Source organism: Lihuaxuella thermophila, assembly GCF_900110165.1.
Taxonomy (GTDB): Bacteria; Bacillota; Bacilli; order Thermoactinomycetales; family Thermoactinomycetaceae; genus Lihuaxuella; species Lihuaxuella thermophila.
This window is the reverse complement of sequence record NZ_FOCQ01000009.1, coordinates 14916-39213: the sequence shown is the minus strand read 5'-3', so window position 1 is coordinate 39213 and position 24298 is coordinate 14916. Positions and strand designations below refer to the sequence as shown.

At 49.3% G+C, this 24298-nt stretch carries 26 protein-coding genes and 1 other annotated feature (1 of these 27 running past the window's edge); of the genes, 2 read left to right on the top strand and 24 right to left on the bottom strand.

Annotation, left to right across the window (positions count from 1 at the left end; genetic code table 11):
- Positions 1 to 91: 91 nt before the first annotated feature.
- From BMW55_RS11305 to BMW55_RS11230, 17 genes are all read right to left on the bottom strand, one after another.
- Positions 92 to 931, bottom strand: coding sequence for a site-2 protease family protein (locus BMW55_RS11305; RefSeq protein WP_170839891.1), 840 nt, complete (start codon positions 929 to 931; stop codon positions 92 to 94).
- Between the two features lie 22 nt (positions 932 to 953).
- On the bottom strand, positions 954 to 1739 hold the full coding sequence (locus tag BMW55_RS11300; RefSeq protein ID WP_170839890.1) for a M23 family metallopeptidase: 786 nt from the start codon (positions 1737 to 1739) through the stop codon (positions 954 to 956).
- A 121-nt stretch (positions 1740 to 1860) separates the two neighbouring features.
- Positions 1861 to 2004, bottom strand: coding sequence for a hypothetical protein (locus BMW55_RS19430; protein WP_170839889.1), 144 nt, complete (start codon positions 2002 to 2004; stop codon positions 1861 to 1863).
- A 113-nt stretch (positions 2005 to 2117) separates the two neighbouring features.
- Positions 2118 to 2912: a septum site-determining protein MinD gene (minD, locus tag BMW55_RS11295; RefSeq protein WP_089969148.1), complete on the bottom strand. Its 795-nt coding sequence runs from the start codon at positions 2910 to 2912 to the stop codon at positions 2118 to 2120.
- A gap of 34 nt (positions 2913 to 2946) precedes the next feature.
- Positions 2947 to 3624 (bottom strand): septum site-determining protein MinC, encoded by a 678-nt coding sequence (locus BMW55_RS11290; protein WP_089969145.1) that lies wholly within the window; start codon positions 3622 to 3624, stop codon positions 2947 to 2949.
- A gap of 77 nt (positions 3625 to 3701) precedes the next feature.
- Entirely contained in the window at positions 3702 to 4223 is a 522-nt protein-coding gene (gene mreD / locus BMW55_RS11285; protein ID WP_089969143.1) for a rod shape-determining protein MreD, read from the bottom strand.
- Complete coding sequence (gene mreC, locus BMW55_RS11280) at positions 4223 to 5095, bottom strand: rod shape-determining protein MreC (RefSeq protein WP_089969140.1); 873 nt, start codon at positions 5093 to 5095, stop codon at positions 4223 to 4225. Before mreC ends, mreD begins: the two co-directional genes overlap by 1 nt.
- Positions 5096 to 5107: 12 nt before the next feature.
- Positions 5108 to 6151 (bottom strand): rod shape-determining protein, encoded by a 1044-nt coding sequence (locus BMW55_RS11275; RefSeq protein WP_089969137.1) that lies wholly within the window; start codon positions 6149 to 6151, stop codon positions 5108 to 5110.
- 59 nt (positions 6152 to 6210) lie between these two features.
- Positions 6211 to 6918: a RadC family protein gene (gene radC, locus BMW55_RS11270; RefSeq protein ID WP_089969134.1), complete on the bottom strand. Its 708-nt coding sequence runs from the start codon at positions 6916 to 6918 to the stop codon at positions 6211 to 6213.
- A gap of 73 nt (positions 6919 to 6991) precedes the next feature.
- Positions 6992 to 7606, bottom strand: a complete 615-nt coding sequence (locus tag BMW55_RS11265; protein WP_089969130.1) for a Maf family protein — start codon at positions 7604 to 7606, stop codon at positions 6992 to 6994.
- A 232-nt stretch (positions 7607 to 7838) separates the two neighbouring features.
- Positions 7839 to 8987, bottom strand: coding sequence for an SPOR domain-containing protein (locus BMW55_RS11260; protein ID WP_089969127.1), 1149 nt, complete (start codon positions 8985 to 8987; stop codon positions 7839 to 7841).
- 318 nt (positions 8988 to 9305) lie between these two features.
- Complete coding sequence (locus BMW55_RS11255; RefSeq protein ID WP_089969125.1) at positions 9306 to 10184, bottom strand: hypothetical protein; 879 nt, start codon at positions 10182 to 10184, stop codon at positions 9306 to 9308.
- Positions 10181 to 10771 (bottom strand): hypothetical protein, encoded by a 591-nt coding sequence (locus tag BMW55_RS11250; protein ID WP_089969122.1) that lies wholly within the window; start codon positions 10769 to 10771, stop codon positions 10181 to 10183. Before BMW55_RS11250 ends, BMW55_RS11255 begins: the two co-directional genes overlap by 4 nt.
- Positions 10768 to 11763: a type IV pilus biogenesis protein PilM gene (gene pilM, locus BMW55_RS11245; protein WP_170839887.1), complete on the bottom strand. Its 996-nt coding sequence runs from the start codon at positions 11761 to 11763 to the stop codon at positions 10768 to 10770. The genes BMW55_RS11250 and pilM overlap by 4 nt, the downstream gene beginning before the upstream one ends.
- Positions 11764 to 11783: 20 nt before the next feature.
- A complete protein-coding gene (locus BMW55_RS11240) occupies positions 11784 to 12527 on the bottom strand; it encodes a prepilin peptidase (RefSeq protein ID WP_089969116.1) in 744 nt (247 codons plus the stop codon).
- Complete coding sequence (locus BMW55_RS11235; protein WP_342027760.1) at positions 12520 to 13545, bottom strand: type IV pilus twitching motility protein PilT; 1026 nt, start codon at positions 13543 to 13545, stop codon at positions 12520 to 12522. Before BMW55_RS11235 ends, BMW55_RS11240 begins: the two co-directional genes overlap by 8 nt.
- Positions 13546 to 13755: 210 nt before the next feature.
- Positions 13756 to 14109 carry an EthD family reductase gene (locus BMW55_RS11230; RefSeq protein ID WP_089969109.1) on the bottom strand — a complete coding sequence of 118 codons (354 nt, stop codon included), beginning with the start codon at positions 14107 to 14109 and terminating at the stop codon, positions 13756 to 13758.
- 333 nt (positions 14110 to 14442) lie between these two features.
- On the opposite strand from BMW55_RS11230, the gene BMW55_RS11225 reads away from it, so the two are divergent.
- Positions 14443 to 15168: an ABC transporter ATP-binding protein gene (locus BMW55_RS11225; protein WP_089969429.1), complete on the top strand. Its 726-nt coding sequence runs from the start codon at positions 14443 to 14445 to the stop codon at positions 15166 to 15168.
- A 4-nt stretch (positions 15169 to 15172) separates the two neighbouring features.
- Positions 15173 to 16393: an ABC transporter permease gene (locus tag BMW55_RS11220; RefSeq protein WP_089969106.1), complete on the top strand. Its 1221-nt coding sequence runs from the start codon at positions 15173 to 15175 to the stop codon at positions 16391 to 16393.
- 281 nt (positions 16394 to 16674) lie between these two features.
- Here BMW55_RS11220 and BMW55_RS11215 read toward each other — a convergent pair whose 3' ends face one another.
- From BMW55_RS11215 to BMW55_RS11185, 7 genes are all read right to left on the bottom strand, one after another.
- The gene (locus BMW55_RS11215; RefSeq protein WP_089969103.1) at positions 16675 to 17307 is read right to left on the bottom strand and encodes a hypothetical protein; all 633 of its coding nucleotides are present in this window, start codon (positions 17305 to 17307) and stop codon (positions 16675 to 16677) included.
- Positions 17308 to 17338: 31 nt separating this feature from the next.
- On the bottom strand, positions 17339 to 17908 hold the full coding sequence (locus BMW55_RS11210) for a C39 family peptidase (RefSeq protein WP_089969100.1): 570 nt from the start codon (positions 17906 to 17908) through the stop codon (positions 17339 to 17341).
- Between the two features lie 415 nt (positions 17909 to 18323).
- On the bottom strand, positions 18324 to 19514 hold the full coding sequence (locus tag BMW55_RS11205; protein ID WP_089969097.1) for an NAD(P)/FAD-dependent oxidoreductase: 1191 nt from the start codon (positions 19512 to 19514) through the stop codon (positions 18324 to 18326).
- A 388-nt stretch (positions 19515 to 19902) separates the two neighbouring features.
- Positions 19903 to 20556: an SCO family protein gene (locus BMW55_RS11200; RefSeq protein WP_244527541.1), complete on the bottom strand. Its 654-nt coding sequence runs from the start codon at positions 20554 to 20556 to the stop codon at positions 19903 to 19905.
- A 164-nt stretch (positions 20557 to 20720) separates the two neighbouring features.
- Complete coding sequence (gene murC, locus BMW55_RS11195) at positions 20721 to 22109, bottom strand: UDP-N-acetylmuramate--L-alanine ligase (RefSeq protein WP_089969423.1); 1389 nt, start codon at positions 22107 to 22109, stop codon at positions 20721 to 20723.
- 21 nt (positions 22110 to 22130) lie between these two features.
- Complete coding sequence (locus BMW55_RS11190) at positions 22131 to 23468, bottom strand: bifunctional folylpolyglutamate synthase/dihydrofolate synthase (protein WP_170839886.1); 1338 nt, start codon at positions 23466 to 23468, stop codon at positions 22131 to 22133.
- Between the two features lie 144 nt (positions 23469 to 23612).
- A complete protein-coding gene (locus BMW55_RS11185) occupies positions 23613 to 23957 on the bottom strand; it encodes a hypothetical protein (RefSeq protein WP_244527540.1) in 345 nt (114 codons plus the stop codon).
- Between the two features lie 261 nt (positions 23958 to 24218).
- Positions 24219 to 24298, top strand: a binding site (T-box leader) (it continues 172 nt past the right edge of the window).

The following is a 24298-nucleotide window of genomic DNA, read 5'->3' as shown; positions in this document are numbered from 1 at the left end:
GACAGATGCATCACCTGTGCTCACCACCGCAATCCAACCGCTGATGTTCACAGGTGCAAGGATCTTGCACATTATTTTATAACGACCTTTATCAACTGATCAACTCTTTGATCAGGCAACCCTGAACCGGGTGCTTAAAATAGTATTCCAACACCTTTTCCTCGGGTAAAAAACCGATCATCCTCCCCTGACCGTCCACGATTTCCAGTATGTGATATCGTTCCTTGTACCAATTTTTGATCACTTTCCTTAGCGGTTCATCCGCTTGGACGGTCAGCTTTTTAATGGATACGTCATGGCAAATTCCCCGATCGCGTCGTTGAATTAAAAAGCGGAGAAACTGAAAACTTTTTCGCCTCAAAGCGACCAGATTGGAAAAAAATAAGAACAGAGCAATGAGCAGAAGGTGGAGCATAACCGAACTTTCCGAAATGAGAAAGGAGGAGACGGCCATCAAGAAAGAAAAGAGAAGACTAAACCACAACGTCCACGCAATGACTCTCCGGTAAGGGAGAAAGTAGCTCAGCACCGCTTGCAATACCCGGCCCCCATCCAGCGGGTAAACAGGAAGCAGATTAAAACAGGCGATCATCAAATTGCCGCGAATAAAATATTCGGTCCATTCTTCTGTCCACCAGCCAGCCTGTTCAAACATGAAACTCATCAATACGATGTACACGTGTTGAAACGGTCCGGCCAGCGCCACAATGATTTCTTCCCTCGCCGGGACGGTTCCCCATTCGTCCATCTTGGCCACTCCGCCAAACGGCAGCAGTTCCATGGAATGGATGCGCCAGCCGAAAGACCAGGCGGCCGTCACATGCCCCAGTTCATGAATAACGATCAAGACAAACAAGCTGAGAATCTCAATAAAATGGCCTGTCCAGACAGCCGAACAGACCAGTACCCAAAAAAGAGGATGAATGCGCACCCTCAAACCTCGCCAGGGGACATTATTCAAGCGGAATCACACCCGCGGGATTGACAAACTGGTTGTCCTTTTTCATCGCAACATAAATCAGCGATTGTCCTTTCGTCTCTCCAACCTCTCCAATCCGCTCACCACTTTTGACCCAGTCTCTTTCTTTTACGTGCAGATTTTGCAGCCAACCATACCAGGTTTCCCTGCCACCCGCATGCCGGATTATCACCGTATTTCCCAATCCTTCCTTATGTCCCGCGAACGTGACCCAGCCTTCCGCAGCGGCCACGACTTCCGCGCGTGCAGCCGTCCGGATGACAAGGCCTTTTCTTTTTTCATCAAACGGAAGGATGATTTTTCCTTTTACGGGAACTCTCCACTGCGGCAGTGTCTGCTGGTTGCCTGGTTCGTCATTTTTCAGAAAGGCGGGCAAGATGGCCGGATTCCCCCCCACATACTGCTTGTACCAATCGGATAGGCCGGCAAAATTAAAGTCGCGGGTCATCACCTCGGTCGCAAACTGTTCAGCCGGCTCCAATGCCGGAGAATCGGAATGAAAAAGAATAAAAGTGAACACCAGCAAAATGGCCGCAGCCGTCACCTGGAACATCAATCGCCTTTCTCTTCTTTTCACTTTCTCGCCTTCCGGGACGAATCGGTTCCAAGGGGCCGGCTCCGGGATTTTCTCTCTGGGGGTCTCCCACTCTCCGGCCCACGAGCGGACGGAATGATGGACAGGCGGAACCATTCCCTGTTTGATCAAGCGAACTTGTTTTTCCCGCCGCTTCCTCACATTTTGGCTCCATTCACGCAACATTTCTCTCTCCCATCTTTGTCCAAGCCTTTGTATCAACATATGACCCGGGAGAAGCAAATATTCAGAATGGGGCATCAGGGTAAAAAGAAAAGTTTGGCCGGTCTGCCGCGGGTTTGTGATGCTATCGATCTTGTTGTTTGTTATTCTCCCCTTCCACCTGATCCATTTCTTCGGCCACCTCATAGACATTGAAGTTGTCTGTCACAAAACGAATGTCCCGAAGATATGCTCCTTTTTCTTTTTCAAGCTCATGCTTGTCGGTCATTGGTTAGATCCCCCAATCAGTTCGATAAAGTTTAAGTTATTGTTTCCCATCATCAAAGGTGATCATGCCTCATAAAAAAAGCCCGCATGTTCTGCGGGCCCGGGTATGTAGGATCAGGCAAATCCCAACCATTTTTTCATTTTATAAACAACGCTCTTCTCCTCCTTAAATGCAAGGAGCGGAACCATTTCGCCCTGAATGCGGCGGGCGATGTTGCGGTATGCTTTTCCCGCCAGGCTGTCATTATCGAAGACGACGGGCTCCCCCTGGTTACCCGCACGGATCACGCGCTCATCATCGGGTACCACGCCCAGGAGATCGACCGCCAGCACAGAAACCACTTCATCGACATCCATCATTCCACCCTCCCGGACCAGTTGTTTGCGGAACCGGTTCACGATGAGTTTGGGTGGAGCCACTTTTTCTTTTTCCAACAGACCGATCACCCTGTCGGCGTCACGGATGGCTGCATGTTCGGGAGTGGTGACCACAATCGCTTGATCTGCACCGGCCACGGCATTTTTAAATCCCATTTCGATTCCGGCCGGACAATCGATCAGAATGTAGTCAAACTCTTCTTTCAGTTCTCCCACAAGCCAGCGCAAGTGGTTGCTCGTCAGCGCCGTTTTATCCTTGGTCTGGGCGGCGGGCAGCAAATAAAGTCCGTCACAGCGCTTATCCTTGACGAGCGCCTGATCAATGCTGCAATTCTTTTCAACAACATCCACAATATCGTAAATGATACGGTTTTCCAAACCCATCAACACATCCAGATTTCTGAGGCCGATATCCGTATCGATCATGCAAACTTTTTTGCCCGTCAGTGCGAGCGCCGTTCCCAGATTGGCGGAGGTGGTGGATTTGCCCACTCCTCCTTTGCCGGACGTAATCACGATACTTTCGCCCAATCTTTCCCCCTCCTTTCTTCCTGACATCAAATGGTTACAGCTTCTTGCTGTTTTCCTTCCATTCTTTATCGGGGCGAATTCGGCTCAGATGGTGCATTTTCTCAACGATGATTTGATTATCGGCTAAGCAGGCAAAACGCATGCCTACTTCAGATTCGTCCCATTGATCCGGCGGGCGGCAGATTACATCTGCAATTCGAAGCTGAGTAGGACGCAAAACAGAGGCCGCGATAATGGCGGTTTCATCCCCCTTGCTTCCCGCATGGGCCAAACCGCGCAACGCTCCCAATACGTAAATACTGCCTGTGCATTGAATCGTGCCTCCGGGATTGACATCCCCTAAAAAAAGGAGATCTCCTGTATGCGTCAACACTTGTCCGGAACGGACAGTGCCGGTCAGCATTTGAATTCCAGGCTCGAAATCTGCGAGATATGGCATTCCATCCGACTCAAACTCATGAATGATCAAGTTCTTCCGGATGGAAAACAATTCCCTGACGGCAATTTCTTCAGGTTTGGTGATCCGTCTCTGGCCCAGCTTGATTTTTACCTTCATTTCCGGGCCATCCCAGATTTGCGAAGCGCTATGATGTTCCAATTTATATTTCAATTCATTCAGTACAGCGGAAAAGGGGCGCGAATCATCGAGAAAAAAGAGAAGGCCATCTTTCGTTCCTTTAATGGTTACGCCCGGTTTCAATGCTTTTCCCATACTCACGTCACCCCGCCTCAACTTTACATTTCGCTTTCTCCCTTCATTTTCCTTCCGGTTTCAGGGAGGGCTCCGTTTTATCCGAAAAGTTGAATCGTATTTTGCTCGTTTTTTCGATAGATCCGGCTGATCAGGAAGTAGATGGGGAAGCCACACACAACATTAAACAGAACGGATGGAATGATATGGTATGAAATAGCAGGAAAAAATGGCATCTGTGTAAAATCAAATAAACGGAACCAACCGTAGATGATGAACAGATGAATCCATTGTACAACCATGTTGGTCAATCCGGCGATCCAGGGATAGGGCGGAAAATGCCTGGACACAAGAACCGCCGCATAAGCGGTCAGTGCGGTGGAAAAAGCGGAAATTCCCCATGCGGGGCCATAGACGATATCATGCAGGAGGCCAAACCCGAAACCGAACAGGACCGCCATTTGCTCATCCCCATACAGGGAAAGCATGACGATCCCGCTTAATACCAATTGCGGGATCACGACAAATGAAGTTCCCCACGCCTGAGGAAGCAACCATTGCAGGACCGATCCCTGAATCAGAAAAAGGAAGAAGAGAAAACAGACGACAAAAACCCGCATCACCGTTTTCCCCCTCCTTTCACATCCTTGCCGCCCGCTTGGTGCCGAATGAGTTGAAGCTTGGCAGGGTCCCGAACGACCAGCACAAAATCCAGTCGCTCGAAGGAGGCCGATGGTTTGACATAAACGATTTGATCCACACCAAATTCCCCGGTTTTCACCTGGTCCACCGTTCCAATGAGAATTCCTCCCGTATAGATGTCAGAGAGGCGGGAAGTAACCACAATCTGTCCTTTTTTTGGCTTTGCCGATGCAGGGATCTTCTTCATGATCAGGCGTTTCTTTTCCGGGTCATACCCCTCGAGGATGCCGAGCGTTTCCCCATTTTCCCCTTGAATAACAGCAGCAATCCCCGGACCCGAACCCGAATCTGTCAGCAGTTGAATATCAGCCATATCCTCGGTCACGGATTGGACCCTGCCGATTAAACCTTGGGACGTGATAATCGGCATTTTGGCATATACGCCGTCACTGGAACCCCGATTGATGACAACCCGGTTATTCCAGCGATCCGGACTGCGGTACACTACACGTGCCGGAATATATGTCACCCGATCCTTTTCCTTATACCCGAGCAGCTTTTTAAGTTCCTCATTTTCCTGCTCCAACTGAAAGACCCGGGATTTGAGATTCAGGAATTCCTGCGGTTCGGCAGCCGGTTTGGCACTGTTTTCGGGGGAAATCAAGGAGATTAAAGCCTGGGTCTCTTGATACAAAAAGCCTTGGAGACGAAAAACCCCGTCTTTGATCCAGCTTTCCGGTCCATCCAGTTCCCCCCGGTCCCCCCGGGTCATACCGACGGATAGAAAAAGCAGGATCACGGACAAGAGGAGAATCAGCAGAGGACGATGAATAAAAAAGCGTATAAACATGGGTTACCTCCGCTAAAAGCGCCTCTTTCTGAATCGTAACGAGGAAATGGTCTTCGGCGAAAACAAATGAATATTTTCCAGCGCGGCTCCTGTTCCCATCACGACACAGTCAAGCGGATTTTCAGCTACAACCACCGGCATTTTCGTCTCTTCGCTCAGTTTCTCATCGAGCTTTCTGAGAAGAGCTCCTCCGCCGGTCAGCATGATGCCGCGATCCAGGATATCCGCAGCCAGCTCAGGAGGGGTTTGTTCCAGTGTTTGCTTGACCGATTCAACGATGGCATCAACAGTTTCCGATAAAGCTTCTACGATGTCCCGGGAAGTGATTTCCAGATTTCTCGGCAATCCGGTGACTAAGTCCCTTCCTTTGATCTCTTTCGCACTTTCCTCTTCCAACGGCAAGGCGGAACCGATCTCCAGCTTAAGTGTTTCCGCTGTCCGTTCGCCGATCATCAGATTGTATTTTCGTTTGATGTATTGAATGATCGCTTCGTCCATCTTATCACCGGCCACCCGGAGCGATTTGCTGGTCACGATTCCCCCCAGCGAAATGACGGCCACTTCTGTCGTTCCACCGCCAATATCCACCACCATACTCCCGGTCGCCTCCCACACAGGGAGTCCTGCGCCGATGGCTGCTGCAAATGGCTCTTCGATGGTATAGGCTTCTTTTGCCCCGGCGCGCAATGTGGCCTCTTCTACCGCCCTTTTCTCCACCGGCGTGACTCCCGAGGGGATACACACCATGACATTGGGCTTGAGCGGAAAATAAAATTTCCGGTCCTGGGCCTGTCTGATAAAATACTCAATCATGATGGCGGTCGCGTTGTAATCGGCGATCACCCCGTCTTTCATGGGGCGGATGGCAACAATGTTGCCCGGGGTCCTTCCGAGCATCTGTTTGGCTGCATTCCCTACCGCTTTTATTTCCTGGGTATAGGTATCGATCGCAACCACCGAGGGCTCGCGCACCACAATTCCCTGATCCTTTACAAATACCAGTGTATTTGCCGTTCCCAAATCAATCCCCATATCGCGTGTAAAACCGCTAAACACGAACACCCCTCCCCTCCGTATTCAACCTCTCCGTAAGAAATCCGTCTTGCTACCGTTCTCTAACTTTCCGGTATCAATCCCTTTTCTTTCATACTATAATACGTTTGATCTCCGATAATGAGATGGTCAATCATGTCAATCCCCAGAATCCGGCCAGCTTCGACCAGCCGTTCGGTCACTTCGATATCTTCCCTGCTGGGTGTCGGGTCGCCGCTGGGATGGTTATGTACGCAGATCACAGCCGCCGAGCTGCGCCGGATGGCTTCATGAAACACCTCCCGGGGATGGACGACCGAAACATTTAAACTGCCTTTAAAGATGCATTTTTTATCGATCACCTTGTATTTAGTATCTAAAAACAGACAAATGAACAGCTCCTGTCGTTGATATCGAAGCTCGTCCATGACATATTGAGCCGCATCATGGGGAGATCGGATCGCATCCCTTTCTTCGGGCAAAGATCTGGAAATTCTCCTCCCCAGCTCGACACCGGCCAGCAGTTGGACTGCTTTCGCCGGACCAATCCCGGGAATCTCCACAAGCTCCTGCCAGGACGCAGAAGTCAAACCTTTCAAACCGCCCGTCTTTGCCAACACGCGCTGGGCCAGATGCATCACCGATTCTCCGGCTTTGCCTGTACGCAACAAAAGCGCAATCAATTCTGCATTGGATAAGTGCTCTTTGCCAAAACGAATCATCCGCTCCCGGGGCCGTTCTTCCACAGGCACATCTTTGATCAAAATACGCCCCTGCACCGACTCTTGCATTGGTTTCCTCCTCAAGTGCTTTTTCCAATATCATCCGGAGGAGGCGATTCTGGTTGTCATCGGCTGAAGAAGTTTACACCTTGATTCCAGATGAACGAAAATCTTCCGTCAGCGAAAATCCCATCCGTTCCATCATGTCATCCAGCAGAGAAACCGACAAACCGACCACATTAAAATAACATCCTTCAATCTTCTCCACAAGAAGAGCGCCCAGTCCTTGAATTCCATATGCACCGGCCTTATCCAGCGGCTCACCTGTCTCTACATACCAATCGATTTTTTGCGGGGAAAGAGCACGCATGGTCACCTGTGTTTGGTTATGATCGACAAGCTCCCTGATCACTTTGCCGGATCTCACCTGTACAAGCGCGATCCCTGTATACACCTGATGAGATCTTCCCTGGAGTCGGTGGAGCATCCGGACGGCATGACCGCTGTCTTCCGGTTTGCCAAGGATCTCGCCATCCAAAACCACGACGGTATCGGCACCGATCACCAGAGCAGAATCGCACTCCGCCGCTACCGCCTTCGCTTTTCTGAGCGCCAACTGCTCGACGGCAGCGGCCGGTGACAGGTGATCGATGGTTTCATCTGCCCGGCTGATCTGAACCCGAAAAGATAAACCCAATTGACTAAGTAACTCCCGTCTGCGCGGAGAACCGGAAGCCAATACCAACTCAGGCTTCATATCTATTTCACCTTCCTGCAAACAGCCATCCGGCTGAAGAATCAGGGGTTAGTATAACCAATCACTGGAAACGGAATGTACTGAATTGTTTTCACAAGTAAAAAGCACCTACAACCGCGTGAAGGTGCATCCATTTACCGGAACATTTTCAGTTTAGCAAATGAATCTTCAATCAACAAGAAACAAATACGGCATCTTGTCAGAAATTGTCGGTTATTCGGAGGTCGTTTTTCTAGTTCGCCAGGGTATGAACCAATTGTTCATACGAGGATGCATAGCGGACCAACCCTTCCTGTATTTGCCACAACAGAGCCTGATTCGGATTTTTTGTCGCTTCTTGTCCACTCTGGACCGCCTGGTCAATCGCCCGGGTCATCTCTGCCAAAGATTCACCGGCCTTTTGCGGAAGAGATGCCTCAATGGCCTGACAAGCGGTGACAAACTTCCGGTGCTGCTCCAAAATGTCGGAGTCCATCTCAAAAGAGGTTGGGACTGCCTCCGGATCGGCATGAATATTTTTGACGGATATCTTTCCCAAGCGTTCAAAGATCCGATGTCCTGTTTGAATGACCGCCGGCAATTGATCAGCTTGCTTTGCTTTGAGCGCACCGGCATTTCCCCGAATGTTCAAATCTTTCAAGTAGACATGAACATCTTGTTTTTGATAGATGGAGGACAGCTTCAAGGCATCATCCCTGTTGATGCCCATTCCTAGGAAAATGCGATAAGGAGCCTGTTCGGACATCACCGCGGCAAACCCCCGGGTGCGATAGGATTGAATCGTTTTTTCCGCTCCTCCTTTTTCAGAGAAGTTCCCTACCTGCAGCATGACCACATTTAAAGAAGGCATCGGAATGCTGCCGCTGACGGCGGAAGAGGCAGGTTTTTTATTTGCTTCCGTTTGGATTGGATCCGGCAAATGGTCATCGATCGAACGGCTCGAGTGCGCAGGTTCATCGGAAAAGAAGAGATTGAGTACCGAAATACCCATCATGGTGCCGATCAAAATGGCTGCCCCGATCGATAAAAGAAGTTGCACGAGATTGGATGATGAGGGTTTACGACCCGGCTTGTTCTTCCTGAAAAAGGGATTATTCGGCGAACTCCATTCAATCACCCGGGCCGGGGGAGAGTCTTCCAATTGGAAGACTTTTTGAAACTGATATTTTGCTGCCGCATCCATAAAACTCTTCAACGGCTCTTTCTTTTCCCGAACGGGATTGACACAGAAACCCGCCGCTCCGTTGCGGAGGTTCTCTTTCACATGCTCCATGCGCAAATCGGTTGGCTTGTCAGAGTGCTGATGTTTCAATCCTTTACCCTGTACCACAACTTTTAATCCCTCTTTTTGAGGTCGAATCGTGATTTTTGCCTTCTCCATCTCATAACCGTCCCTTCTATCATCTGTCAATATAGGTTATGATTTGATAGAGAAGAAAAGACCCTTTTTTTTACAGTTTTCCGGCAGGATCACAAAAAATAGTCCGTTCCATTCAAGAGAGTCTAGCATAGTGACTCACCGGAGGATGAAGATGGGACCCGGGGGAACGGTTCGTCAGACTTTCATGCAGATCCCCTTTTCCCTAAACCCGAACGATGCTTCCGGTCATGGAAAAAAGGAAACGGCTTCCCATTGCCGGGAAGCCGCAAGTGACCCATCAACTTCTTAAAAAAATACAATTTTCTCCAGAGGGAATGTTCAGGATGACGGGGCAGTGACAGATCCGGTATCTTTGGAACGGTCACCGGAAACAGGAGAATTGGCGGGTCGGGAGGAATTGCTGTCGGTCTGCTGTGGATTCTGCTCAGTTTTTTCTTGATTTGTCTGCCCCCCGGACGACGGCGGCAGGATCTCAATCGGTTGGGTGGAATCCGCCGGAGTCGTCACTTGGACACTTTGGCTGTCCGAGCGGAGTTTGAGCTCAGGGTCCTGATAAACATAAAAAGCGAGACGTACCCGGGTATTCCCTTTACCCGGCCATTCAGGAACCACCCGGTTCTCCCACTCGATAATGGAGAGAGTGCGTTCGATGGTCGCAAGATTTCCAAACCAGGTTTTGAGCTGGGTAAGAGTTGCATCCACGTAAACATCTGCCCAAACCACCCGTACATACTTTGGAACCGGTTTTGAAACGGTAGCCGATTTCGTATTCCCTGATTTGATCACTTCATCGAGCAGTTTCTGTTCAATCGTTTTGTCCTGATTTAAGTATTCGTCGAGCTCCTCCACCGTAAATGCAAACCGGGCCCCCGTCCATTTCGCACCGGCAGCTGTAGCCTGAGCCTGCAAATCTTTCAGGAAGAGCGGAATCTCCGTTTCGGTGGGAATTTTCTTTCTCAACGTGTTCAATTCCTCTTGTGTGGGGATTCTCAGTTGTTCCCCGGTCGATTGAATGACCGATTGGTTTCTGGCAATATAGCTTTTCATGTTTGCAAGCCTTTGCTTCTGCTCTTCCAACTTGACATGCTGATGATATAAAAACGGCAAGCCCGTACCGATGACAATGACCAATCCGCCGGTGAATACTCCCCACAAAAAGCCGCCGGATTTATACCAAAAGGGAGATTTGCCATTCATTTCTCTCCCCCCTTCCCGCCGCCAACTCCCGAAGCGAGGTTCTTAAAATAAAAATGAAACCGAATCACTTTGGCCGTGTCCGGTTTGATCTGCACCTCCCGGACCGCGCCCGCCTCTTCCACACTTTCAATGACAAAGTCTTTGACCGAGGCGCTCTTTTTCATCTGATCCTGGAAGTACGCAATCCCGTCCAGTGAACTGAAAGCGGCCATCGCCTCCAATTTTCGTCCCTTTACCTGTACATTAAAAATGCGTCCTTCTGCCGGCAACGCCGATTCCATCAAGCCCAGCGCCTGATCCCAGTCCATGTTCTCTGATCGCAAGTTCTGCACCGTCTTTTGGTAATCGAGCACAGCCCGGTGATCGGCAGTAAATTCTTCCCTTTCTTTTACTTTGGCGCGGATCTTGCTTTCCTCAGGAAGGTAGGCGGCGATTTGTTTGCCCAATCCGGCCGTTTGCCTGCTTTGTTCCCGGTACACCCAGACCCCGAAGATCACCAGGCTGGACAAAATCAAAACGATCAGGGAGACCCACCAGGAAAAAAAACGGCGGCCGGCCGGAATGGGGGGCATCAGGTTAACTCTCACTGTTTTTCCCTCCCGTTCAGCAGTAACCCGACGGGAACGGACATAGATAAGCCGATCCAACGGGACACCCGTTCTTGAAGAAATGGGGATAAAATGTCTTGGGGTGTGGGACCGCTCTCTACCTTTGCTGACGTTTCCTTTGACAGCCATCGGTTTAACAGGGTGAAATCGATGCCGTCACCAGTAAGAACCCACTGGTCGGGTGACCAGGAATATGCGCTTTCCCATTCTGCCAATTTTTGGTTCACTTCAGATAACAGCTGTTGTCCGTATGCGCTCACTTCTTGCTCGTTCAGGAGAATGGGCTTTAACGGGTCCGTTTGCGGATGATCCGGTCCGATGCGAAACGGGGGCATCGACAAGGGTGAGAAATGGGCATCCTGCATGTCTCCATCTTTAAAACAGGCGAGTTCTACCCCGGTCATGGAGAGATGCAATGTGAGTAACCGGGAAGGCAATCGCTCTGTTGAAAACCGGAGCCAGCGGTAGAGAGCGAGAGAAGTCAAGTCCAAAGAGACGGGTTCCAAACCGCACCATTCAATGATCTTGAGAAATGTCTCCACATATTTTTTGGAGGCGATCACGAACATGACATCCTGCTCATTTTCCAACTCATGCTTCTCCAACGGAATCGAGTCGAACACAGCTTCTTCGTAAGAAAGAGGAAGGTTGGGAATCAGCTGTTCCTTCACCCATTTGCGCAACCGGCGGCGTCCCATGAGCGGCACGCGTTCACGCCGAATCAGCACATGGCGGCTGCTCAGGGCCAGATGCACCTTTCTTGTGGAAAACTTTCTTCCCAATAAAGCTTCCCGAACCGATTGAACCAGTTCTTCCTGTTCGATAAATTCTCCGTCTTTACTCCATACCGAAGGCAACGGATGGGCAACGACCTGATCTAAACGCACCTTCCGTCCTGAAGTATGTACTTCCGCCAATTTGAGCAGCGTATCGTTCAGCTCCAATCCTAACGCCTTGCGACGGAATGGCAATATCGGTTACCCCCTCCATATTAAATTGAAAAAAACCAGGAAAGATACCAGTCAAGCAAGCAATCCCCCCACAGGGAAGCAACATACACACCGAGGGCGAGATGGGGACCAAACGGAAACGGTTGCCCGGCCCTGAGCGGTTGACGCCGGAGTGCCTTCCAGCCGATATACAGGCAAGCGCTGGCGATCGCCAGCCAAAATGCAGTGGCGACATGAGGCCAGCCGATGACCCATGCAGCCATGGCAAGCAGTTTGGCATCTCCTCCGCCAAGTCCCCCGGTCACCCGCCCGAGTATGAATAGTCCCGCAAAAGCGCTGAGAGAAGCAAGCAAATAATGGATGAATGGTTGAGGATGAAAGACCATTCTCAGTAAAAAGAATAAAACCATTCCGCTATAGGTAAAGAGATTTGGGATCAGACCGGACCAATAATCAGTCAACGTCACAATAATGAGGAACCAGAACAGCAACAAATGAATCCATGCTTCGACGTTGACACCCCGTTCGGCAGTGAACAGCCAAATGGATAATCCGGCGACCGCCTGTACTCCGGTTTGAAGGCCGGAAGCCTTATCGCGGCAACAGGAGTTCCACTGAAAAAAATGCCAGTGATCCTCTCTCTCCCCCTTGCATGTGGAGCAAGGCCAACCGGCCAACTCCGGTTTGTCAGGCCTCCCTGCCAGCGAGAGCCATGCAATGACCGGTAACCAACGGGCAATCAAGATGCCGACAACCCCGATCAACCAGAACAACCAACTATCCATGGACGGCTCCTGAAAAACGGCGGACCGGATCGATCCATCCTTTGGCGATCAATTGGCCGATCGCTGTTTCCATTGTTTGCATTCCGTTCCGCGCTCCCGCCTGCATGAGGGATTCAATCTGATGCAGCTGGTTGGAGCGGATCAAGTTTGCCACCGCATGGGTATTGACCAGCACTTCAAAGGCGGCGATTCGTGTATCGCTCTCTTTCCGTGGATATAATCGCTGTGAAATGACGCCCAGGAGGACCGAAGCGAGCTGGGTACGGACCAGTGCCTGCTGTTCGGCCGGAAACACATCCACCAGCCGATGGACGGCTGTTCCCGCCCGTCCCGCATGCAATGTTGCCAAAACGAGCCGCCCCGCTTCTGCAGCGCGAATCGCGCCTTGAATGCTCTCCAAATCTCTCAATTCGCCGATCATGATCACATCCGGATCTTGACGCAATGCGGTATGTATGCCCCGGGCGAAGCTGGCAGTGTCTCTGCCTGTTTCCCGTTGTTCAATCATCGAGCGATTGGGGATATGGACGTATTCAATCGGATCTTCCAATGTGACGATACGGAGCGATTTTGTTTGATTGAGATCGTGGATGAGCGAGGCGAGCGTGGTCGACTTTCCGCTGCCCGTCGGTCCTGTTACCAACAACAAACCTTGTTCCTGTCCGGCCATTTCAAGAATCACCGACGGCATATTCAGTTCTTGCGGCAGAGGAATCCGCTGTGGGAGAAGACGGATGGCCAAGCTGGGCAATCCCCGCTGATAATACGCATGCACGCGCACCCTCGCACCACTCGCATGCTGAAAAGATGTGTCCACCTCTTCCCGCCGCTTCGATCGTTCCAGCTCTTCGCTGTTTAATACTTCCTCCAAAAAAGCCTGAATTTCTTCTTCCGTGCAAACGGTATGCTCCAGTGGTTGCAATTTTCCCTGAACGCGTACCCACGGAATTTGCCCTGCCGAAAGATGCAGATCAGAAGCATGTTTTGCATTTGCCAATTCGATCCATTCAGAGAGCACCAAGTGGATTCCCCCATATGGGCGGATTTCTTTTTTCCCCCGCCAATAGTCTTTGGAATTCTTTCTATTTATTGTATCGGAAAAATTTTTCATATAAAAGGCTCATCCCGGATCGACTGACAGAAATCCAAGGCTCATCTATTCATTCGTTGAACCACAAAAATATATGTCTTCCTCGTCGCACTGTTTGCGTAAACGGAAAACCTCCGCTCATCCGGCGGAGGATACCGATGGAGAACTTTTTGAATACACTTCTTCTTTTCCTACGTACACAGTCATAAATTTTGATGCTTTTTCCATAATCATGCTGGCCGCTTCCAGCCCTTCCGGGCTTTGAATCACTTTTTGCATCGCCTCGGCACTTTCGTAATACGTCTCACACAATAAAAAATACGATTCCTCTTGACCGCCTCTTTCGCCAAACGGCGCCGGAAGGAGACGGTTGACTTTAAGCTTGACCACCCCGGGCAGACTGAGCATCTTGGGAATAAATTCATTCACATAAAAAGCTTCAAAGGCTTCAGCATCTTCGATATCCTTGTACAAGGCGATCGTTTTAAACATCTTTCTCCCTCTCCTCTATATTTTCATCTCTATTCTAGTCTTTTTGTCCCCACTTTTTAAACCGGCTCCGGCTAAAAATAGAATAATTTAATGATTCAGCAAAATAGAGCTTTGACACCTACCATCGCAACTCTCTTCAACATGCAAGAAAACCCGTCTTCGTCAAATGCATGCTGTTTTGGAAAATAACCCGAAGCGTTCTCCTTCAAAGGTTGGCAGAAACATGAAATCGTGCCCGGCCTGACGGATCCCGACACTTTCAAACGCCAGGATGAAGGATATAATGGAAGTACCGCCAAAAACTTAAACAGACATAAAACAAAGGAGTTTAAAATGCTGTCCGTACAAAATCTGACCGGTGGTTATGCCGCTCATCAACCCGTCATCCATGACGTTTCGCTCGAAGTTCGCCCGTTTGAAATCGTCGGTTTAATCGGATTAAACGGTGCGGGCAAAAGCACCACCATCAAACAGATCCTGGGCTTGCTTGTCCCGCAGAAGGGAACCGTCACCCTGGACGGAAAGTTATTGAGTGAAGATCCGTTTTTTTTCCGGTCAAAGATGGCCTTCATCCCTGAACTTCCACACTTTTACGAGGAATTGACCCTGTGGGAGCATCTGGAGCTGACCGCCCGTGCCTACCGGCTCCCGAGGGAAGTTTTTCAAGAGCGGGCCGAACATCTGCTGGAAACATTTCGGTTGAAAAAGGCGGCCAACTGGTTCCCCAATACTTTTTCAAAGGGAATGCAGCAAAAAATCATGATTTTGTGCGCTCTTCTGGTTCAACCTTCCTATTTGATCGTGGACGAGCCATTTGTCGGGCTGGACCCGCTCGCCATTCAAGCTTTGCTCAAGATGCTGAAGGACGGAAAAGAGAGGGGTATGGGTATTTTGATGTCTACCCATATCCTGGAGATGGCTGAAAAATACTGTGACCGCTTTGTCATTCTCCATGACGGAAGAGTGAAATTGCGGGGAACTTTGGCCGAAATGAGAAGAGAAACCGGGGACCCGGACGCTTCACTGGAAGAACTATTCATCCAGGTGGTGAAAGGATGAGCCGATGAACACAAGTCAATTGTTTACGAAACGCATGCGAAACTCGTGGATTCGCGCCATCCGGATGATTCGCCTCATTGTTGGCGGGGGAGGCACTCCTCTCTTCGCAGGGATCACCCTTATCCTTCTCTATTTTGGCTACCAGCGCTTGATTGAGTGGCTGCCCGCCCGGTTCCCGGTTGTCGTGCTACTATCAGTCCTATTTTCGCTCTTTTTGACATCTGCTCGCTTGCGAACCTGGATCCAGCCCCCGGATCTCGTATTCCTGTTGCCGATGGAAGCGGAGATGCGGGATTATTTTCGCATGAGTCTTATATACAGCAGCGTAGTCCGTCTGAGTCAGCTCGCCCTGGTTATGGGATTTGCCTATCCATTGTTTCGGGTTCGGCTGGCAAGCTCAGCTGAATTTGTCCTCACATTCTTGTTGCTGGCGGGCTTGCAGATGTGGAATACAGGAGTGAGCTGGTATGAAATCCGCTTGTCGCCCTTTCGCTCTTCCCGTGTCATGCTCTCTTTTCGGCTGGGGCGTTGGGGGATCAATTTCGGGCTGGTTTTTCTTGTACTGCAAAAGGAATGGATCTGGTTTACTCTGTCCTTGGTTGCTTCATTCGTCTTTCTTTGGTGTATTCGTTCCCTTGCCCCTCTTCCCTATCCCTGGAAAAAGTTAAGCGAGCAAGAACAACAAACTCTGGCCAAATATCGGGCTCTTGCCGGATGGTTTATGGATGTGCCCGAAACGGGGGTAACCGTGAAGCCCAGAACCTGGATGACCGGACTTCTGAACCGACTGTTCCCGAATCAAAAGGCGATACCCTATCTCTACTGGCGCTCGTTTTTCCGCTACGGCGAATACTTTCCCATCTATATACGCTTGGTGGGTTGGGCCGTCTTCATGGGGTTGATTCTTCCCCATCCCTGGGTGGTTGCCGGAATCTTGCTCATTAGCCTCTGGATGTTCGGAGCGCAACTTCCGGCCATCGCCGATGAGAGGCATCATCCGGTCTGGATTCGCATCTATCCCGTCCCGGAGCATGAAAAGCTTCACAGTGTAATGAAAATGGGCTTTATTCTGCTCGGACTGCAAAGCACCCTGACTCCGTTGGTATTAATGCTGTTCGGTCGCCTGTCCTTGGCCTGGTTCCCGATTGTGGCAATGATTGGCTTAGTCGCTTCTTATTTGATCAGTCATTTCTATTTTCCGCGGAAAATGAGGAAGCATATATAGAGCAGCCCTGCTTGGAAAAGTCTTGATACAAGCATCGTCCATCCATCTCAATCTAAAAAAAGCACTTGCCAAATGACAGGGGAAACTGACGCTGCTCATCCGGTAAGTGCTTTTTTAATAGAAGTGGGAGAGAAGCTTTGATGTGGTGCCATGGGGCCATAAACTGTAAAATGACGTTGTGCTGCACATGCAGCAACTCAAGGGAAGACAGTAACATTTCGGGAAAATCTGCCCCGCGTCATCCGGCAGCAGATTCCTGCCAGAGGAAGCAGAGGTTGGGATCACCGCGGGAATGATTGCAGACGGTTTTTCATACCGGTGATGACATCGGAAGGTGAAAGTTTTTTGCCGGCGGGCAGATTTAATAGTTTAGCGGCACCTTGACTCAGATAGACGATTTCATGTTTGCCTGTTCCGGCAACGAAGATGCCTTGTCCCTCAAATTCGAAGTAGCGGATCTCATGGTCCCTTTTCACACTGGCTTTCGCAGCTTTATACAGTCTCATCAAATCTTTGCTGCGGTTTTTTCCGCCCATTTTCACCGGTTCGGTCCGATTGGCGACCACGATGCCTTGCGGCTGGTTTCCGTTCATCATGAACCAAATCTTTTCATCCGAGGGTTTTAGTATTCCGGAGAGGCTTGTCCCTTGATAGGATCGGATTCCTCTTGCATCCGGCGTGAGGAAAATCGGAATGGAGAACGAAGAGAGATTCAGTCCGTCAATGGAAACGGCGTTATGTGGGATTAAAGATTTTCCCTGTCCGGGGGAATTTTGCGAAGTGGCTTTCAAATAGTCGCTGAACGCCGTTTTTTCAGGTTGGTCTGATGCAAATCCCTTCCCGATAAAACCAACCAGTCCGGCAACGGTCAGGATCGCGATGGGAGGGATGATGAATTTTAAACTTTTTAGCATGACCGGTCTCCTCCTTCATGTTGATCGATGTTCAGTAACCAACATCATAGATAAGTTCTCTCCAGAAAAAGTTGTTGTTTCTTTTGAACGAATTAAAATTCATATAGTAGTGATCTCCATACCAGGGGTCCATATACTCGACATAATTGGTGTTGTTCGAGGTGAAATACCCATCCATCACGACAAAATGTCCGATCGTGGCCCCGTTTGTCCACCAGATCAGCGGAATCATGGGTCTGCCGTGGTTGATCTGGGATTGAATAAAGGAAAAGTTGGGATAATACCAATTTCCGTAGTAGTTTGTCCACCTGGACCTTAAACCGTAGTAGGACAGCCCCTTTCGGATTTCATAGCTGGTTGCCGGGTTATTATAGTACCCGCCTTTAACAGCATAAGCAAAATTATATTGCGAAACGTTTTTTCCTTTATATCGGGAAACCGCGGCACCGCTTGCCGCCCAACACCAGTTGCTGTACGCCTGTTGGATTTCGGGAACGTAAGCACCGTAAGCATTCGCTGGTTCGGATGTGATCCATTGAAGCCCGGCGGCAAAAGGAAGAGCGAACAGTATTAACACTAGAAATAGTTTGACTTTACCCACAAATTCACTTCCTCTCTTTTTGTTATTAAAGTAAGACGGAACAAGTAACGGAGAAGTTAGATGAAATAGATTACATGCATCCCACCTTTAATAGTAATTTTAGTGAAATAATTAAATTTATGAACGAATCCAATTATACAATATTTCGGAGGAATGTAAATATAATTATAATATTTAATTAATTTTATTTTTAGTTTTTGCAATTGAACAGGATAGCGGGGTGTATACATTTAGCAATCCGTAAGAATTTCCATCGAGGCATTAACAAAAGAGCAGCGAGACAATCTCGCTGCTCTTTTCATCTTTCTCAAAATCAGAGTATAGCCGGCAATGGATCTATTTGGTTCACTTAAAATTGTTTGCTCCCACGATTTTCCTGAAATCTAGCGGCTCCTTGACTTCTACATTTACAGCATTATGTGATTTTTTTCAAAAAGAGCCTGACTCCTCCGATGATCAATAAATACCTGGCATCGATGATTCTCTTGATCCACGCGGCCACTCTTCCCTTTACCTTTTTGCCGTTGACCACACCCACCGCTTCATGTTTGCCTAACGACGCGACCGTTCCTTTATAGTCAAATTGAAACGGTTTTAAGGGCTGGTTGCGTAGGATGGCTGCAAGATTGCGGGCCACATTGGCCCCCTGCCGAACCGCTAGCTGGGCTGATGGGGGATAGGGGGTCCCTTCGGGACTTTGGACCATCGAGCAATCACCGACAATAAACACGTCGGGATGCCGGGGATCGCGCAGGTATTCATCCACTTTCACCCTGCCCTTCACCGTTTCAAACCCTGCTTCTTCCAGCAGATGATTCCCCCGCACTCCTCCCGTCCAGATCACCGTGGCCGCTTTGATGAATTCTCCGCTCCCCAACACGACGCCTTCCGGGGTACATTCTTTGATCGCCGTTGACAGCTGGTAAGTGATTCCCTTGCGGCGCAGCACGTCCATCCCGTAGTCGACCAGATCGGACGGCAAACCCATCGGCAGCGCTTGGGGGGCCATTTCCACGTTATAAATGTTGACCAGAGAAGAATCCACCCGATACTTTTTGCACAAATCGGGCAAACGGTCCGCCAGTTCACCGACAAATTCAGTCCCCGTCAATCCCGACCCTCCGATGACGAAAGTCAAATAATCGGTACGGTGCGGCTCCAGCTTGTACTTGGCAAACATATACTCGATATGTGTACGGATCAAACGGACACTGTTGATACTGCGAATCTTGAACGCATATTCTCTCACACCGGGAATGCCAAACGTTTCCGGTTCACTTCCCAATCCGATGACCAGATAGTCATAAGAGAGCACCCTGTCTTCTAAGACAACCTTTTTTTGCTCGGGCTGAATTTCAAGAACCGTCGATTTGACAAAATGGACTTTCGCATCATCGATCAATTCGGAAATGCTGATACAGGCGTTGTCATCACGGTCGGTTCCTGCGGCCGGTTTGTGCAGATGGGCGGTCAAGTAATGGTAGTCATGTTTATTCACCAACGTCACATCGGCTTCCTGGTCATTCAGCATCTTTTGCAACCGGATGGCCGTTACCAGCCCTCCGTATCCGGCGCCAAGAATAACAACGTGAGGCAATGGGTTCATCACGGATCCTCCTTCGCAGATTCATGATAGATTTTGTGAAATAATACACAATTACTCGTATAAGAAGCCTGCGAGGAATATGGGGATCATTCTTGTTACTTTTTCTTCGCTTTTGTAAAGGTTAGGAAAGCTTTGCATCCAGATCTGCAGATTTTCGTTCTGTTGTTATGTGATATTTTTCACTTTCCTCCTTATGTGAAATGTATCACATTTCCGGCATCTTAGCAAGATAAAATCAATCATTTTCTGATCTTTTTAAAAAGACGATTGTTTCCATTCGTCTTCAGCCAGATAAATAGGAAAAGCCGATTCCTCTCCCCCATTGGAAATGGGGAGAATCCTCGGCTAGTTTCTTGGAAATAGGTCTTTCGATCTGAGGAGGGACCGTTTATTTGTTTTGCAGCTCTTTCACATCTTTGAGAATTTGCTCGGGGTTCGGTTTCAAGCCGTCATAAAACTTGATCACTTTGCCGCTCCCGTCAATCAGATAAAACTGGGTCGGGTGATTGACCAGAATCGGGACATCGGCAGACGGCCCTTTTTGCTGAGTAACGGGTCCTTTAAACGTTTCCTGGGCGATCTTTTGAATCTCTTCCAATTTGTAACCGGTCAAAAAGTGCCAGTGAGTCTGATCCAGATCGTATTTGCCGGCGAATTGTTTCAGAACCTCCGGCTTGTCATAGTCCGGATCAACGCTGAACGAAACAATCTCCACATTCACCCCGGCTTTTTGCAGATGTTTTTGCACCTTGGCCATATTGGCCGTCATTGGCGGACAAACATTGGGGCAGCGGGTAAAGATAAAGTCGGCCAGCCACACTTTCCCTTTTACATCTTTCAGCCCGAACGGTTTGCCGTTTTGGTCGGTAAAGGTAAACTCCGGAACTTGCCAGTTCAGGTCAGAGACATCATTGGTTGCTTGGTTGGAGCCATTCTTGTTGGGATCTGAAGGCGTTTGTTGTTGAGTAGACGGTGCACAGGCGGAGAGGCCCAGGCAAAGAATAACAAGCCCGATCATGAGCTTCGATTGGATCTGCTTCAATGGTATTCCTCCCAAAAGAACGCTTATCTGACACTAAGATACCATAAACCAGCGGGTGCAAGCCTTATTTCACAAAATTGACAACGGAAATAGCTCTAAAGAACTGTTTGCAAAAGAAACAGAAAAGGCAGCCCCGTTTGTGAGCTGCCACCCATCGATCTCTTTTATTCTTTGACCCGCCGTTTCGTGAGTTCATCCACAAACCCGTGCGAAACGCGCCAGATATCTCCCGCGCCCATGGTCATCACCAAATCACCCGGCTGCACACGAGTCAACAGATCATCGATGACTGCCTCTTTGGTCGCGATAAATCGGGTGTTCGGATTACTGTTTTTCGCGGTGAGTTCGGCCAGTCGTTCCGCCGTCACACCGGGGATCGGTTTTTCGCCCGGAGGGGCATATATCGTATTGATGATCACTTCATCGGCCAAGCCGAACGAACGGCTGAATTCATCCATCAACAGATGTGTCCGGGAATAACGCTGCGGTTGAAACACCAGGACAATCCGTCTGCCAAGTGCTTTGGCTCCTTTTAAGGTTGCCGCAATCTCGGTCGGATGGTGAGCATAGTCATCCACGACGAGAATATCGTCAATCTCGCCGATCACTTGGAAACGCCGTTTGGCTCCCTGGAATTCAAACAGGGCACTTGCAATATCTTCAAATTTCAGCCCGATTTTCAAGCAGGCGATCACAACAGCCAGCGCATTGGATACATTATGGCGTCCCGGAATGCGAAGGGTGATATCTCCGAGCGTTTCTTCCCCTTTCATCACCGTAAAACTGATTTCCCTCTGGTTTTCGCGGATATTCACCGCTGTGAAATCAGCAGGGCGATCCAAGGCATAGGTAATCGCCCGACCTTTCACTTCCCTGGCCATATCACGCACATGCGGATCATCCCAACACAGGATCGCGGTGCCGTCAGGCCGTACCTGGCTTAAAAATTCACGATAAGCCTGCTTCAGGTTTTCAAAATCTCCATCATAATTTTCCAAATGATCCGGTTCAATGTTGGTCACAACGGCAATGTACGGATAATATTCCAAGAATGAGCCGTCGCTCTCATCTGCTTCCGCGACCACATATTCGCTCCGTCCCGCTTTGGCATTTCCTTTTAAGCCGACAATTTCTCCGCCGATGATATATGTAGGGTCCGCACCGCATATTTCCAGGGTCTGGGCAATCATGGAAGAAGTGGTCGTTTTGCCGTGTGCACCGGCAACAGCAATGCCTTTTTTATTGTTGAGCAGCCGGGCCAGCATCTGTGAACGGTGCAAAACTTCAATTCCTTTTTCTTGAGCGGCAACGCGCTCCACATTGTCTTCCGAGATGCTGGAAGAATAAACAACGGTCCCAGCCCCTTCAATATTGGAAGGATCGTGCCCGATCGTGACTTTGGCCCCGCGTTCCATCAGCTTCTGCACGAGCAGGTTTTCCGACACGTCGGACCCTGACACTTCATAACCGAGATCCAGCAACACCCGGGCGATCGCACTCATTCCATATCCGCCAATCCCGATGAAATGAACATGTTTTTTTTCCAAATCAATCACCAGCCTTTATCTATACTTTTATTCGTCTGATTTTTGGATCAGAAGCGGACGGATTTCGGAAATCAGATAAAGAGAACCTGTAATCAACAGCAAATCTTTGTCCGTCGCTTGTTTTTTCATTAAGGATAAACCCTCTTCCGCTGTTGGGGCTGCAAGGACAGGCACACCGGGGTCCATCCCCTTAATCTCATCCGCCAGTTCGTCCGCGGAGAAACTGCGCGGTTGGTCCTGCACCTGCGTCGTGATCACCATATCGCAAACAGAGAGAAGGGGCTTCAACATTTCTTTGACGTCCTTATCCTTCATCACGGCAACCATCAGAATCAAGCGTTCATATGTATAAAGTTGTCTTACGGAAGAAACCAGGGCGCGAATGCCGTCCGGATTGTGACCGCCGTCAAGCACGATGAGAGGCTGGTCGCTCACTTTCTCCATCCTTCCCGGCCAGTTCACTCTTTTCAAACCTTGTCCAATCTGCTCGTCTTCCATGACGGTAGCGTAATTTTGCCGCAGAATATCGAGCGTCATGAGCGCCGTGCCGGCATTTCGCAGTTGATGTTCGCCCGCGAGAGGGATTTCCAAATTCAAGAGACGGCGGTATGCATTCGCAAAATGGAATGTTTGGCGTTCGGAATCGGAATGGACCAGTTCAATCTGGTAATCCTTGTGAAGGACATAAAGATTGCATTTCTTCTGTCTCGCTTCCTCGGCAATGACTCTCAATGCCTCTTCCTCTTCGGAACCACAGACGACCGGCACTCCCGGTTTGATAATGCCCGCTTTTTCTTTGGCGATCTCCGCGAGCGTATCCCCGAGCATGTCTTTATGGTCAAACCCGACGTGAGTGATGACCGAGACCAGCGGATAAACCACATTGGTGGAATCCAAGCGGCCGCCGAGCCCTGTTTCCCATACGATAAACCATGGAGAAGCTTCATAGGCAAAATAACAGATGGCCAACAGGGTCATAAACTCAAACCAGGTGGGTGCACCGATCTCCAATTGATTCATCTCTTCCGCGAACGGGCGCAAATGGTTGGCCCAGTGAACAAACGAGGCTTCTGAGATCGGTTCCCCGTCAAATTGAATCCGCTCATTCCACTCCGTGACATAAGGTGAGATAAACATTCCCGTCGGATAGCCCGCTTCGATGAGCACCGAGGAGATCATCGCAGCCGTGGAACCTTTACCGTTGGTTCCGGCGATGTGAATAAATTTGCATCTCCGCTCCGGGTGTCCGAGACGCCCGAGTACCCATTCCATCCGCTCCAAGCCGTATTTCACAGACTTTCTGCACGTTTGATCCATCCACCGGAATACTTCTTCGGAGGTGGCAAATGTTCTGGTTTGTTCCATCGTCATTCTTTCCCTTCCCGCCGACCATTTTGGATTGAAAAAGAGTTATACTCTGTACATTTTAATATATGTGAGGCTCACGTCAATAACACGAGAGAGGGTAGGAGAATCTCCTACCCTGGAAAATAGCGGGTCCATTGAAGATTAAGCCTCAATTTCCCGGAGACGGGCCAATACTTTTTCCCGTTTTTCTTTGTATTCTTCCCCTTTTTGTCTTTCTGCTTCCACTACGTGTGCCGGGGCTTTTGCTACAAATCCCGGGTTGGAAAGCTTTTTCTCCACCCGTTCCACTTCCGCATCCAGTTTTTTCAGCTCAGCCTTCAGGCGTGCTTTGGTTTGTTCAATGTCAACCAGACCGGCCAGCGGGAGGAACAGCTCCGCCCCTGTCACCACAGCCGTCATCGATTGATCCGGTCGCTTCAACTCCGGATCGACGGTCAGTTTGCTTACTCCGCACAGCCTGCGAATCGCCGGCTCGTTATTCTTCAAGATCGCCACTGTATCCTGATCCGGGCGAACCAACAGCTCGATTTGATGTTTGGGGGTAGTCTCTTAATAATATATCTTATCGTATTTCTGAATCCTGTGGTTATTTTTAAAACAACTTATAGTGTTAAATCCAAAGAAATGGGCTATGTAAAATATTGACTCAAATCTAGTGCTAATTATAGAATGGTATTAATCAGTTTAATATTGACCAGAATATAAGTGTACAAATAATATAGTTACTAAAGTTGTTTTTTTAATTACGAAAAGACATTGACGGAGAAGAGTAAACAGAGGAAACCCTCAGAGAGAAGAATCTGCCAAATCCCTTGATTTGGTAGCTG